The following is a 13,859-nucleotide window of genomic DNA, read 5'->3' on the forward strand; positions in this document are numbered from 1 at the left end:
TCGCCCGCAAAAGGGTGGTCACCGGAATCTTACGTTTACGGTCAATCTTGACGGTTAAGAGATTTTTATTGCTGGTCTCAAACTCTAACCAGGCACCACGGCCAGGAATGAGTTTGGCGGCGTAGAGCTTTTTACCAGTGGTGGCATCTTCATCTACTGTAAAGTAGACACCTGGAGAACGTACCAACTGGCTAACTACGACACGCTCGGCACCATTAATAATAAATGTACCATCTGTCGTCATCAAGGGAAAATCACCCATGAAGACATCTTTCTCGATAATTTCACCAGTCTCTTTATTGATCAAGCGCGCCTTTACATTCAAAGGAGCAGCAAACGTGGCGTCACGGTCGCGGCATTCGTCCTCGGAATACTTTGGCTTGCCAAATGGTTCAGGTGGTACAATAAATTCTAAGCTCAGGTTTTTGCCGGTAAAGTCTTCAATCGGAGAAATTTCTTCGAAAAGCTCGCGCAAACCCTCTTTCTTAAACCACTCAAAGGAGTCAAGTTGAATCTGAATCAGGCCAGGCATAGGCCGTATGTCTGGAATACGTGCAAAGGAAACACGCTCGGGGAGCGCAACGGCCCTTGTGCTTACTGCCATACTTGGTATTCTCCTCTCACCTAATCGCCCATAGAGGAATTTGAGAGACACGACAATTCGCACCTCTCAGTGCAACGAAAAACGGAAAAAAAAACAGATAATTGCTTTATGATAATGCCTGTGTTGTGAAACGGTCTATGACAATAAAAGTAACCGCTTGCGCACGCAATGAGCGGTTACTCCTACACATATACTTTTAATGATTGTTTGCTGATCGCCCACACAACTATCCCCTCCAGTGGAGATAAACAAGCTAGCTGCCAAGATCACAGGCACGGATTTAAGATAACCGAAACAGCAAAAAATACCACACTGTACCCTCTACCCGAAAATCCTGCTACATTTCAGAGCTGCGCTCTTGAAAGTGGGCTGAAGGTTCAACTTCATGTGGTTTATGATAGTATCCTCACGTTTTTTGGGGAGTGATGTGTCGTTTCGTAATGTGTCTCGTCTCTTGGTTTACATCGTTACCTGTGTTATGAATCAGCTATAACACTACTGTTACTAGTATACATACACTGGCAAGTGGTAATTATACGTCTTTGGATAATGTATGTCAATACTTTTTTGGAGCACTTCTCAAAAAGCGGTTAAAAGATCTGAAACTTCCTCTCAATTTATATAAACGCGTAGATTTGAAGTTTTATTCCATCAATACTCCGCTTTTCTATTCCTGCCTGCGGCAAGAAAGGAAATTTATGGGGACTGATCATGCACCCAGCATGTTCGCTTTCATTACACAGAAAATATCAATAAACACGACACCAATAGGTTCGACCCTTATGGCCGATTTATTATTCGACGCTGCACCTTTTATTCCCACCTTTACAAGAGAGGGACGAAAAAAGAGTGCTTTTATGCGACGCTGACGAGACGTTGAGAGTCTTCGAGGGCCTGCGCGATTTCTTCGCCCAGTGCTGGATTCCAGACTTGCTTGGCGTCCACCCAGCGTGCGTGGAGCAGCGATAATAGTTGACGCTGGTCTTCGGCTGATAGCAGGTTCAGGTCGACCAGCGATTCAGGATGACCAGGGTATGTGATAGTGAGCACGAAGTTGTCGATGCGAATGGTGGCCTGTCCGTTAAGCCGGTATGTGTGTGAGGAGCCTAGCTTACGGCAAAATGAGATACCGCCCAGGCACCCTACGAGGATGAATGAGGTCGCTACTATACTGACAACAATGCCGGCCACGCTCAAAATGATCGCTAGCCCGGTCGTGATAACCATTAGAACCGGCGATGGAATATGCATAGTCCAACCAATCAGGATAGCAGGGACGAGACCGATCAGCGCCGTGACAAAACACCAGAAGGCGCTGTTCATGATCCAGAAGATGCTCTTCATGTTTTCCGCGGAGAGGTCGCGCACGGTGACGGTGTCGTTGCCTTCGAAGGTGACCATGCCTGCGGTATGCCCTTCACGCAGTGCATGCAGGAAACGTACAACCAGGATACTTCCTAAGATCGAGATAAAGGAGATGAACCAGGAGAGCGCGACTAGCGCATCTTGCCATTTTAAATATAGTGTGAATTTGTGTACGTAGGTCGTCCATAAGGCTGCGCCACAGCAAACACCTACGATAGCCGTTACGATGAGTGCGAGAAAAAATAACCAACCCAGCCTTCGGATGCGTAGGTATTGTAAATGCGCTAAATCGAAACGATACGTATCTTTTACTGGTTGTATCATAACTCTACCCCTGATGTACATCGAATATGTTTATATGTGGCCTTTTCAAATGGTCAGACCTCGTTCTAGTTTGCTCTCTACTCTATGCTTTAACGATTCAGACTATGTCAATAGTGACAAAAAATAACCAGATTTCGTTGTTTTGAATCGTTTTTATGCAAGTAGTTTCCCTATAATACACCTTTCCATCATATTATTACGAATTAGTAGGCATTTAGTTTCTGGACAATGTGTGTCATAGCATATCATGCTATGTCTAAAAAGCTATGCCGGAGATGATTTTGTGAAAATCAGTGATTCTTTGAGCGAGCACCAACCCGGGGGCGCTGATACCCCCATTCTTTTTTATGGATTGTTGCAGCACGTGCGCAGATGCGCACGTGCTGCAACAATCCATAAAACGTTTTGAGCGCCGTAGGCGCGTAACGTCAGGGGTCGAAGACACGGAAAGCAGGCTCTTTACACACCACACGCTTTTAGCGTAAATTGGTACGCAAGTCATCGAAGAGGATGGTTTGCAGGTAGCGCTCAGCGGCACTGGGAAAAATAGTCACGATAACTTTCCCACGATTTTGCTCTTTTCTGGCTTCCTGTAAAGCTGCCCAGGCGACGGCTCCGCTGCTGATGCCGATCGATAGACCTTCTTCTTTGATAATCTGGATGGCTGTCTCTACCGCATCATGGTCGCTCACTGGAATCACGCGGTCGATCAGATCCACGCGCAGAGTGTCTGGAATAAAGCCTGGGCCCAACCCTTCAATGCGATGAGGGCCCGGACGTCCGCCCGATAAAACAGCACAGGTGGCCGGTTCGACAGCGATGACTTCCAGTTCGGGCTTGCGAGCCCGCAGTCCTTCTGCGACACCGGTCAGGGTGCCACCGGTGCCAACACCAATCACCACCATATCAACTGTGCCGGCTGTCTGTTCCCAGATTTCGACCGCGGTACCCTCACGGTGGGCACGAGGGTTGGCCTGATTGTAAAATTGCTGGGGATACCAGGTGTTGGGAAGCGTTGTGCGTAATTCGATGATTTTGTTGATGGCTCCACGCATGCCTTGAGCAGCAGGGGTTAAGATAATCTCGGCTCCAAAACGCTGCAACAGGTGACGTCGCTCCGGACTTACGGTATCCGGCATGGTAAGAATACAATGATAACCACGCGCAGCCGCAATGGCCGCTAATGAGATACCCATGTTACCACTGGTCGGCTCAATAATAGTACTGCCAAGTCGCAATAAACCCTGTTGCTCGGCCTCGCAGATCATTTGCAGGGCTACCCGATCCTTTGAGCTACCGCCGGGACTGAACATCTCCAGCTTGGCTAATATCTTTGCTACAACTCCAGATCGCTCACCAAAATTATCTTCCTCGGAAGCAAAACGCCCTAATTCTACAAGAGGAGTACGACCAACCAATTCAGTAGCATTTTTCGCCCAATGGACCATAACTATTTGTTAGCCTTCTTTCTACAGAATTACTCCTCCGGTAGCAAAGCGCGAATAATACTGACCAGTTCTTGCATATTAAATGGTTTACGAAGGAGAATACCAGCCTGTAATCCCATACGATGCAATTCCCAATCGTGGCTCCCAGTCATAACGATAATGGGGATGTGTTTTGTGTTACTATGACCGCGCAAATATTTATAGAGGGATCCACCATCTAAACTTGGTAAACCTACATCTAATAACACCAGGTCTGCTCCCACATAGGGCAACTGGTCTTTCGCTGTTTGCCCATCTGAATAAATATGCACACGCCACTGACCAAAGAACTTTAACGTGTCACAGAACATCTCGGTCAATCGTGGATCATCCTCAACGATAGCAATCAGTTTCTGCTCTTCCAATGCTTCAGCCACGTGCTACCATCCCCCTTTGCATATTTATCACACATACATCCTTATGCCTCCTCTCACCACTATCCACCCTTAAGAAATACAAAGGTCACGATTAACCTTTTCTAGCTCCAATCGTGTCCCCTGCATTGCATCCATGCATATATACAAACAAGGCATATGCGCACATCTTCTTTATAGATATATCAGTTTAAGAGTAGCGCACCCTGGTTAGATATAGTACATGGTCTCTTCAGGACTACCAGTACGATGCTTTTGAGCCAATTCCTCAATTGTGGTCGCAGTTAAGATCTGTTGGGTCAGGGTATCAATCTGTTGCCAGACATCTCGCAAGGCGCAACCGGGAGAAAGCTTGCAAAAACTTGGAGTGGGCAAACATTCCATGGGCGGAACGTATCCTTCAAGGGCTTGCATCACCTGTGCCATCGTAATTTGACTTGGCGCTTTGGCTAGCATGTGGCCGCCTTTTGGACCACGCACGCTTTTCACCAACCCTTCTTTACGTAACACCATGAGGATTTGATCGAGATATTGCTCTGGGATATGTTGTCGATTCGCAATATCCGCGCTTTCAATCGGCCCTTGCCCGTAATATGCAGCCATATCGAGCATAGCTCGCAGACCATAGTCTCCCTTCATTGTTAACTTCATTGTCGGGGCCTTTCCTTTGGGCAAAGTGACTGAATCTAGTTACCTTTTTATCTAGTGTTTAGGATATATCAGTAGAGAATGCATGTCAATGGTTTTCAGCGCTATCCAGGGCTAAACTTGACTAAATTGGTAAACTTTCTATGTCGGTCCAGCCGTGACATTCGTTTGCCGCAAATCATGGCTTAATACGAGATAAGCACTGATCAAATTTGATTAAATTATGCTGAGAATAAGGATAAACAGAAATATCAGGCTTGCAGGTCCACACAGACATATCTATAATGAACCTTAGAAACACAGGCACAATTCTTCAATTATTGATGCCCGCTTGTGTTATTCGTTGGATTACCAGGAGACAAAACTATGCAGCAAGGCAATACCTGGCAGGCAAACCAGGAGCATCAGCCACAGTTAAAGGTTCTTGTTGTTGATGATGAGGATAATATTATTGAGCTCATTCGCCTCGGCCTACGCTATGAGGGCTTTCAGGTTGAGGTGGCCTCAGACGGGGAACAAGGCATTGCGCTGGCGCAACGCATCGATCCAGACCTGGTTATCCTGGATGTGATGATGCCCGGCATCGATGGACTGGAGGTTTGTCGCCGTCTCCGTGGCAATCCAACAACACGCGATGTGCCCATTTTGATGTTGACGGCTAAGGATGAGGTAGGCGACCGTATTTTAGGCTTGCAAACTGGCGCCGATGATTATTTGACCAAACCTTTTGACTTTTATGAGTTGCTGGAACGTATTAAAGCTATATTGCGTCGTCAGAGTCGTTCAAAATCTTCGCTGAGCGATGCCAAAAGCATCGATACTGATCAGATTTTACAATGTGGCGATCTGAGTATGAATACGGCTACACGTGAGGTGACTCGTAATGGGCAGTCGATCGAGTTGACCGCCACCGAATATAACCTCTTGCAGCTATTTATGACTCATCCGCGTCAGGTTTTGGATCGGCAAACGATCCTGAATCGTGTCTGGGGCTACGATTTCCTGGGCGAAACAAATATCATTGAGGTCTATGTGCGCTACTTGCGTGAGAAAATTGAAGATACACCTAGCACACCACGCTTGATCGTGACTGTACGCGGCGTGGGCTATGTTCTCAAGTGCTAATGTCTTTTTAGTACACTCGTCTGTCTATTCGTCAAGTGGAGTATCACGACCATGTCAGAGCAAAAAGCTGCGGGGTGGCAAGGATGGTTGGCTAACCAGTTTCACCAGACAAAGACCCGGCTTGTGTCGCAACAAAGAGATTTATATCTATTGAGCCAGTCATCTGAAAAAAATGAAATAACACGACCTCTCCTTGGGGCTCCGACGAATCTGGGTGATGGTAATAATCGTACGAATTCCCCTTCCTGGCTGCGCCTGTTCTTTAGCTTGCGGGTGCAGCTGACGTTTGTGTTCGCTCTGCTATTGATTTTACTGGTGGCTTTTGCGGGCCTTTTGCTTGGTACACAGGTGTCGACAGCCTATCAGATGCTTGTGATGCTGGTCCTGGTGGTGGCTGGTACTGCGGTGGCCTATGCGTTAACTTCGCTGTTGCTGCGCCCCCTGGGCCAGGTCACCGATGCGGCTCAGGCTATTGCGATGGGCGATCTGGCACAACGCCAGCGTTTGCCTTTGCGCCTCCCACCACAGGATGAGATTGATCGGCTGTCGGGCAGCCTGAGTATCATGGCGACGCGATTAGAAACAGCCGAGAATCTGCAACGAGCCTCTCAGGAGCGCTTTCGCCAGTTCTTTTCGGATGCCTCTCACCAATTGCGTACGCCCCTGACCTCCATTCGTGGCTTTACGGAGCTCTTGATGCGTGGCGCCAAGGATGATCCCGAGACTTCACAGCGTATCCTTAAACGTATGAAAAATGAATCGGAGCGCATGACGCTGCTGATTAATGATCTGTTGACATTGGCTCGCCTGGATGATACTCATCCGCTGAAACTTCAGTATATCGATATGATCGATATGGCGGTCCAGAGCATTGAACAAACAAAGTCGCGTGCTAGCGATGAGCATAAGATTCGCCTGCAACTGATCTCTAGCGATAAACTGGGCGTGCAAGCCGATAAGGAGCGCATCAAGCAACTGCTGTTTATCCTGTTGGATAATGCATTGAAATATGGCCGCCCTGCTCCCCAGGGTGAGATTACGCTGAAACTGGATAAGCAGCAGGGCCAGGTAATGATCAGTGTGATCGATAATGGCGAAGGTATTGCCAGCGAGGATCTGGAACATATCTTTGAAGAGTTCTATCGCGGCCGCCATCGTTCATCCGCTAATACTATTGCTCCAATCATTGGCACTGGCCTTGGTCTGACGATAGCTTCGGCCATTGTGCGCGCACATAATGGCGCGATCACTGCCTGCAGCGAGCCTGGCAATACCGAATTCAAAGTACTTTTGCCATGCGCAGACTAGAATAGCATCAAATTCGTTTTTCAAACTCAACTACGCATTTTTCCTATACACATTGACCATCGCTGGTTTACCATGATACACTGCTTTAAGTAAAAAAAGGGTACTATGGTTGTAGGAAAGAAAATACTTATAGCCGCCCGGATGAAGGTAAGATATCGCTATGTGGACCTCTACAATGGACCTCGACCAGAAAAAAGTTCTGCTGACGCAGCTTCTGGGTCGTTTTTATCCTAATATTTATTTTTCATCTTATTCGCCATTACAAGTCCAGAATTCTCCACGCCAATCTCTGCCCGAGAGTAGCTGGGTGCGCGTACGTAATCGCCTTTCCGGCATCTGTGGCAGCGATTTACATCTGCTTTATAGAGGTGGCAGCGATCAGCGGGTCGCCGCTGCTGCCAGGCCAGTTCAGAAGCAGTTCTATCCCGGCCATGAAGTGGTTGGCGAGGTGATTGAGATTGGTAACGATGTGCAACATATACACGTCGGTGATCGAGTTGCGCTACAATGGCGGCCCAATTGTGTGACGGCTGGCGTTCAGCCACTGTGTTACGCCTGTTCTACCGGCAATTATAATCTTTGTGATCATGGCTCGTTCCTGGCCCCTCAACCTCTGGGGGGTGGCTGGAGTGAAGAGATGCTGTTGCATGAGCAGCAGTTGTTTCGTGTGCCCGCGGGTCTGACCGATGAGCAAGCAGTGATGCTGGAACCTGTGGCGGTGGCCTTGCATGCGGTGCTGCGCCACCTCCCCAAACCAGGTGACCAGGTGTTAATCATTGGCGCCGGTACCGTTGGTTTACTGGTACAGCAAATTGTGCGTGCCCTGGTGCCGCAGTGCGAAATCAGTATGCTGGCCCGCTATCCATTCCAGGTTGAGCAGGCTACCCGCCTGGGCGCAGCCCATATCATCTATCCACGTGATGCATATGAGGGCGTACAGAAGGCCACTAACGCCAAAGTATATAATGGCTTTTTCGGCAATCGAACGCTGCAAGGGGGCTACGATGTTATCTATGATACCATCGGTCAGAAGCGTGGTATGTTCAGGCGCAATACACTGCACCATGCCCTGCGCTGGATTCGCTCGCGCGGTACGATTGTCCTGGTCGGCTTAAGCTTGCAGCCGATGAATATTGATCTGACGCCACTCTGGCAGCAGGAAATTTCCTTGCTGGGTAGCCAGCATCATGGTACTGAATACTGGCCTGTAGGCAGCCATGGCCAGACCTCGACCTTCCGCGTAGCCTGCGACTTGATCCAGCAGCGCCGCATTACTCCCGAGCAGTTAATTACCCATCACTTCGCGCTGGATAACTATCAAAATGCGCTCTTGACCGCGAGCAAAAAGGCAGAGAGCCGAGCCATTAAAGTTGTGTTTGATTATTCACTCTTGCCCGCTTCTGTGGTCCCAAATGTGCGTGCTTCGGCTCCTCGCATTCGCCGTCAATCAACCATTAGCTTTATGGAAGATTTCGAGGATACAGGCAAGCAGGCTCCTCGCACATCGGGCAGCCTGGAGGGTCAAGAGAATATTCCTTCGGCACGGCCATATACCAAAGAACTGGCTAAAACTCCCCGGCAGGATCAGGCTAACGAGGATTTCGATGATGATGATACCGCGACTGCCATCCCAGCTATCAACAAGCGTTTCACGGCGAACTTGCGTCCCTATGTGCCGCAGTCTCAGATGCAGGGAAACTTAGATCAGCCTGAGCTCAAACGGGATGAGCCGGTTCCCGTACCTGCAGCTTCACAGGAGTCCGCTGCCCACGATGAACTCGAAGAGAAAACGCAACTGATTCCTCAACCACCGCTGGTGCCTCATACTGAGGCCAATCTCAACCTGGACTCAGAGGCGACAACGCTGTTTTCACGAGCATCCATTTCTCATGCTGCTACTGAGGGTGAACCTGATGATGAGGCTACGCCAGACGCGCTGGATGAGGCTCATGAACTTCCTGAGTCCGTTTCCGCGACACCGGAGGACGTGGAGCTCTCCCCTGCTGAGATAAAAGACTCGGAGATTCCTGTTATCTCTGATGCAACTGAGAATGAGGTAGACGTTGCTGATATGGCTAGCGAGATAGACGCAGTCCCCAATAAAGAAACTCTGGCTGCGTCCGACACTCATGAAGATCAACTTACAATTCCAGTTGAGGAGAACTATTCTGATACAGATGTCTATTCAGAGCAAGTGGCTATTGAGACAGACGAGGAGCCGAGGGCTGTCGTTCTAGCGACGGATGCGCCGGAAATGGAACCATCGGCCCGGGATGCTACAGATCTGTCTTCTGCTGTTGACCCTGCTCTTCTTCAGTCAGCTGAAGAGGAGGTAGTGCAGAAGCAGCCTGAAACTGAAAGTGTGTCTACCGTGAATACAAAAGAAGCACCGGCTATGACTGAAAGTGGCAGCGCGGTTGCGCCGGACGAGTCAGTTGAAATAACTTCGCCGCCTTCAGACACTACCCACACCGATAAGTCATCCGCAAAGGAGCATTCCGCTGAAAGCACAGCAACAATCTCTACTCCTGATGCGTTACAACAAGTAGAAGGACCACAGACAAAGCGCGTGCAGCAAAGGTCACGCACGCGTAAAAAGAAAGCAGGCAGTCGCTAAGGGCGATTAAAAGGATTATGCAGAACGATAGATCTCGTTCAGGCCTGTTTGCAGCTATTAGAGTGGCACAGCAAAGGCATATACTGGCCCGATCTATCGTTTTTTCTTTGTCCCATTATGATGTGGGGGTCCTATGTAATACCTGAACATGGAGTAAAGGAATGTCTAATCATACATCGCCATTTGACTCATCAAATGGTGATACGCCACAAAAAAAGTTTTGGGATCCTCAACCAGAGGGTGAAAATAGCTCTCCAGTCAGTCGACCTGCCGATGCTCACTCTGAATATTCGGCCTCGACACCCTGGCATAGACCTTCTGGCGCTGGTATACCGCCAACTCCACCGCGTTCTCCAATGCAGCCGCTTCAACTTCCTGCTCGCCCGTTGCCGTCCAATGGCGGCTCATCGGCCAGACATGGACAGTTCCAGTCGTTGCCTGGCTCTCCACGACCTGCTGGACTCTCTTCGTTCCAGCAGGGCTCAACGCAGACGCCTGAAAAACTGAAATTATCCTCTAATGCCGACAACCCATTGCCTCTACAGGGCTCACAACCTGGAAAACGCTCGAAAGGACGACCCCCCTTCAATCCGCGGCTGGCTGTGCCGCTGGTTCTGGTTGTGCTATTGGTGATCGCTGGTAGTTTTCTGGGACAGCATTTCCTGCAGGCTAGCACAACATTGTTACCAAATAAAGCTGCCAACGGCAACGCCAATGGCGGTAATTTCGTGGCACCACCATTGAGCAGTCAGCAAATCGATAACCTGCGGCACCTGACCGATCATATGAAGTATCAGCAGCTTGCCTATCTCTATGTCTCACGCATGTCGCTAGATGAGGAGATCGGTCAGATTATGATGGTTGAATATTCTGAGAATGCCTATTCGCCCTCCCTAGATACTATGATCCATGATCTACATGCTGGCGGCGTGATTATGTATCAACGTCAGATCAATACGCTGGCACAGACCAAAGCGGATACCGCACATATGCAACAGCGAGCGACTTCGCCGCTGCTGATTTCTGCCGATGAGGAAGGTTGGAATGTACATCGCCTGACGAATATCTATCCACCGCGCCTCTCGGCCCATGATATCCGCAATAGTAATAGCACAACGGTGGCCGCCAATGAAGGGCAAAAGGTAGCCCATGATCTGCTCTCAGTGGGCATCAATACCAATTTGGCGCCAGATGTGGATGTCTCGCCAGATGATGGCTATATCGGTTGGGATCAGCGCGCCTTTGGCAGTACACCGGAGGATGTGATTAAGTATGCTGGCCCCTATACCAAAGCGATGCAAACCGGAGGTGTGATCGCTAGCATGAAACATTTCCCTGGCCTGGGCGGAGCGCCTAAGACAACCGATCCGCACGCAGTCTTTGTGACCGTCAATCATACAAAAGACCAGATATATAAAATCGACCTGGCCCCCTTCCAATACTTTATTCATTCTAGCGATAAAATGGAACAACCCGGTATGATTATGTCTACCGATGTACTGTTGCCAGCGATCGATCCCACGTATATTGCTGAGCTCTCGCCGACGTTTATAACCAAAATCTTACGCAACGAGATGGGCTATAATGGTGTGGTGATCACAGATGCGCTGACCATGCTGGGTGTACAGGTAAACGGCCAGCACCTCGACTTAGCCACAGCAGGCGTGATGGCCCTTAAAGCTGGCAATGACCTCTTACTCGGCGCAGGCGATCCCGCCAGCATGAGAAGCATGATCGACGGAATCAAGACCGCGCTCAACAACGGCACGCTCTCAAAAACACGGCTAGATGAAGCCGCCGCCAGAGTGATAACCCTCAAAATGGAGCGCCACCTGATCGCGGCCGTTCCCCCACCAGCTAACGCATAAATACATGAACCAATAATCGGGCAGAAGGCCACGGCCTTCTGCCCGATTATTGGTTCATTAAGATAAAGAACCACGTTGTAGCCGCTCAATAATATCCTTTAGACGCCGCGTCTCTGAGGCATGCTGCTCACGTAGCTGAATCATCTCTTGCATCAATTCTTCCTGCATGCGTTCCATTCGATCCTTCATATGCAGAATCGCTTCAACGCCAGCCAGGTTGACACCCAGATCACGCATCAAACTGCGAATATGGATGACGCGCTCAATATCATGATCCGAATAGAGTCGTGGACTATGTGGACTATTGCCTTTGCGGGCAGGTGCGATCAGCCCCAGACGTTCATAATGACGCAAGGTTTGTTCGTGCACTTCGGCCCGTTGAGCAGCAACGCTAATGATATACCAGGCGCCATTACTGTCCTCAGGCATGTCTTCTCACTCTCCTTTGTTACGCTAGGGATGTGCTTCAACGCCTCGACTACGCGCCAGTTTTTCGAACAGTTCTCTCTCTTCCGCCGATAAATGCATGGGCAGCACAACCTTAACCTGGGCATAGAGGTTACCGCTACCTTCGCCACGCAACCGTGGCATGCCTTTGCCGGTCAGGCGGAACTGCCGATCATTCTGTGTTTCTGATGGAATGGTGAGTAAGAGCTTGCGGCCATCCGGCGTGGGTACTGCGACTTCGCCGCCTAGCATAGCTTTGACCAGTTCGACATTTACCGACACATACAGATCATCTCCCTTGCGCTCAAAAACGCTATCGGGCCTGACGCTGATGACCAGAAAAAGATCTCCACGAGGTCCACCACCAATGCCGGGCTGCCCCTCGCCTGCCACGCGAATTTTGGAACCATTATCGACGCCCGCCGGGATTTTCACCTGGATACGCTTGCTTTTGGGCAGTTGTCCTTGTCCCGAGCAGGTGGAACAAACTCGATTACCGACTTCCCCGGTTCCGCGACAGGTGGGGCAGATCTCAGTGGATTGGATGCTGAAGGTGCGCGAACCACCCATATAGGCTTCTTGCAATGTTACTTCAACCGGCTGCTCGATATTGTCGCCTGCACGCCGACGCATATCCTCACGCATACCGTTGGCACTGGAGGCACGTGTACCACCAGCCCCGCTACGGCCAAAGAGAGCCTCAAAGAAATCTGAAAAGCCACTGGCACCGCCGGCGTCAAAATCAAAGGGGCTACGCCCGCCGCCATAGGTGTACGTGCGACGAGCGCCGCCTGAGAAGTTGGGCCCAAACTGTTCCTGCCAATTCGGACCTAACGTATCATAGCGTTTGCGCTTATCGGAGTCCGAGAGCACCTCGTAGGCTTCGTTGATCTCTTTAAATTTCTCTTCTGCCTTTTTATCACCGGGGTTTACGTCAGGATGATACTTACGAGCTTGTTTGCGGAAGGCTTTTTTAATGTCATCCGCGCTCGCGCCTCGCGCCACACCCAATATTTTGTAATAATCTTTATAATCCATGTCCCAGCCCTCTTACAGAATATTGTAAACGAGGCACGATCGTACCTCCATCCAACATAACCATGGGAATCTTACTTGTTATTACCAACACTTACTTTGACACGGGCGGGGCGCAGGGTTTCTTCACCAATGGTATAGCCTTTGCGCAGCTCTTCTAAAATCATCCCATCTGGTTGGTCACTATCCTCGACTGCTTCCACTGCCTCGTGCAGGTAAGGATTAAAAGACTCTCCCACGGTTGGAACAGCGTTGAGTCCTTCAGCTCGTAATACTTCGTTCATCTGCCATTGGAGCATGTGGAGCGTGTGCTGCAACTGAGTTTTGTCCATGGTATCTTCATAGACCAGGGCGCGCTCAACGTTATCCAACACTTCTAATAATTTATTGAAGACGGCCTTTTTCTGATAGAGAACGCGATCAGCCACCAGGCGCTCCTGGCGCTTGCGGAAGTTATCCCAGTCAGCACGCTCGCGCAGATATTTATTCCAGTTCTCTGCCGCTTCTTTTTTCGCCTGGGCTAACTGTGCTTCCAGCTCTGCAATGCGCTGCTCCGCATTCTGCTCTCCGCCATTTGTATTTTGTTGATCTATCGTATTCGCCTGTTCAGCTGCTCTATCTTGCTGCTCTTCCATTACGTTTGAATCGCTCCTTACT

At 49.6% G+C, this 13,859-nt stretch carries 11 protein-coding genes and 1 pseudogene; 4 read left to right on the forward strand and 8 right to left on the reverse strand.

Annotated features, from left to right (window positions below; translation table 11 throughout):
* From JMI88_RS38760 to JMI88_RS38780, 5 genes and pseudogenes are all read right to left on the reverse strand, one after another.
* Window positions 1-604, reverse strand: a pseudogene (locus tag JMI88_RS38760) (DNA-directed RNA polymerase subunit beta); the annotation flags it as partial.
* A gap of 855 nt (window positions 605-1,459) precedes the next feature.
* The gene (locus JMI88_RS38765) at window positions 1,460-2,293 is read right to left on the reverse strand and encodes a hypothetical protein (protein ID WP_201367444.1); all 834 of its coding nucleotides are present in this window, start codon (window positions 2,291-2,293) and stop codon (window positions 1,460-1,462) included.
* Window positions 2,294-2,769: 476 nt separating this feature from the next.
* Complete coding sequence (gene cysK / locus JMI88_RS38770) at window positions 2,770-3,741, reverse strand: cysteine synthase A (RefSeq protein WP_201367445.1); 972 nt, start codon at window positions 3,739-3,741, stop codon at window positions 2,770-2,772.
* Between the two features lie 29 nt (window positions 3,742-3,770).
* Window positions 3,771-4,157, reverse strand: coding sequence for a response regulator transcription factor (locus JMI88_RS38775; protein ID WP_201367446.1), 387 nt, complete (start codon window positions 4,155-4,157; stop codon window positions 3,771-3,773).
* A gap of 207 nt (window positions 4,158-4,364) precedes the next feature.
* Window positions 4,365-4,805 (reverse strand): RrF2 family transcriptional regulator, encoded by a 441-nt coding sequence (locus JMI88_RS38780; protein WP_201367447.1) that lies wholly within the window; start codon window positions 4,803-4,805, stop codon window positions 4,365-4,367.
* A gap of 363 nt (window positions 4,806-5,168) precedes the next feature.
* Here JMI88_RS38780 and JMI88_RS38785 point away from each other — a divergent pair, with 363 nt between their 5' ends.
* The 4 genes from JMI88_RS38785 to JMI88_RS38800 all read left to right on the forward strand — a co-directional run bounded on the left by JMI88_RS38785 (window position 5,169) and on the right by JMI88_RS38800 (window position 11,720).
* Window positions 5,169-5,927 (forward strand): response regulator transcription factor, encoded by a 759-nt coding sequence (locus JMI88_RS38785; protein WP_201367448.1) that lies wholly within the window; start codon window positions 5,169-5,171, stop codon window positions 5,925-5,927.
* Window positions 5,928-5,978: 51 nt separating this feature from the next.
* On the forward strand, window positions 5,979-7,235 hold the full coding sequence (locus JMI88_RS38790; protein WP_201367449.1) for a sensor histidine kinase: 1,257 nt from the start codon (window positions 5,979-5,981) through the stop codon (window positions 7,233-7,235).
* Window positions 7,236-7,395: 160 nt separating this feature from the next.
* A complete protein-coding gene (locus JMI88_RS38795; protein ID WP_201367450.1) occupies window positions 7,396-9,852 on the forward strand; it encodes a zinc-dependent alcohol dehydrogenase in 2,457 nt (818 codons plus the stop codon).
* Window positions 9,853-10,013: 161 nt separating this feature from the next.
* Window positions 10,014-11,720 carry a glycoside hydrolase family 3 N-terminal domain-containing protein gene (locus JMI88_RS38800; RefSeq protein ID WP_201367451.1) on the forward strand — a complete coding sequence of 569 codons (1,707 nt, stop codon included), beginning with the start codon at window positions 10,014-10,016 and terminating at the stop codon, window positions 11,718-11,720.
* A gap of 57 nt (window positions 11,721-11,777) precedes the next feature.
* Here the strand turns inward: JMI88_RS38800 and JMI88_RS38805 are convergent, their stop codons facing one another.
* From JMI88_RS38805 to JMI88_RS38815, 3 genes are all read right to left on the reverse strand, one after another.
* On the reverse strand, window positions 11,778-12,149 hold the full coding sequence (locus JMI88_RS38805; protein ID WP_201367452.1) for a MerR family transcriptional regulator: 372 nt from the start codon (window positions 12,147-12,149) through the stop codon (window positions 11,778-11,780).
* A 24-nt stretch (window positions 12,150-12,173) separates the two neighbouring features.
* Window positions 12,174-13,205, reverse strand: a complete 1,032-nt coding sequence (locus tag JMI88_RS38810) for a DnaJ C-terminal domain-containing protein (protein ID WP_201367453.1) — start codon at window positions 13,203-13,205, stop codon at window positions 12,174-12,176.
* A 71-nt stretch (window positions 13,206-13,276) separates the two neighbouring features.
* Window positions 13,277-13,859: nucleotide exchange factor GrpE (locus JMI88_RS38815; RefSeq protein ID WP_236023260.1), on the reverse strand; the 583-nt coding region annotated here is incomplete at its 5' end.

This window comes from Dictyobacter formicarum (assembly GCF_016587435.1).

What these genes read in the sequence shown, in the direction of transcription:
- JMI88_RS38765 (WP_201367444.1), bottom strand. Translation starts at nt 2,293, where the DNA reads ATGATACAACCAGTAAAAGATACGTATCGTTTCGATTTAGCGCATTTA.
- cysK (WP_201367445.1), bottom strand. Translation starts at nt 3,741, where the DNA reads ATGGTCCATTGGGCGAAAAATGCTACTGAATTGGTTGGTCGTACTCCT.
- JMI88_RS38780 (WP_201367447.1), bottom strand. Translation starts at nt 4,805, where the DNA reads ATGAAGTTAACAATGAAGGGAGACTATGGTCTGCGAGCTATGCTCGAT.
- JMI88_RS38785 (WP_201367448.1), top strand. Translation starts at nt 5,169, where the DNA reads ATGCAGCAAGGCAATACCTGGCAGGCAAACCAGGAGCATCAGCCACAG.
- JMI88_RS38790 (WP_201367449.1), top strand. Translation starts at nt 5,979, where the DNA reads ATGTCAGAGCAAAAAGCTGCGGGGTGGCAAGGATGGTTGGCTAACCAG.
- JMI88_RS38795 (WP_201367450.1), top strand. Translation starts at nt 7,396, where the DNA reads ATGTGGACCTCTACAATGGACCTCGACCAGAAAAAAGTTCTGCTGACG.
- JMI88_RS38800 (WP_201367451.1), top strand. Translation starts at nt 10,014, where the DNA reads ATGTCTAATCATACATCGCCATTTGACTCATCAAATGGTGATACGCCA.
- JMI88_RS38805 (WP_201367452.1), bottom strand. Translation starts at nt 12,149, where the DNA reads ATGCCTGAGGACAGTAATGGCGCCTGGTATATCATTAGCGTTGCTGCT.
- JMI88_RS38810 (WP_201367453.1), bottom strand. Translation starts at nt 13,205, where the DNA reads ATGGATTATAAAGATTATTACAAAATATTGGGTGTGGCGCGAGGCGCG.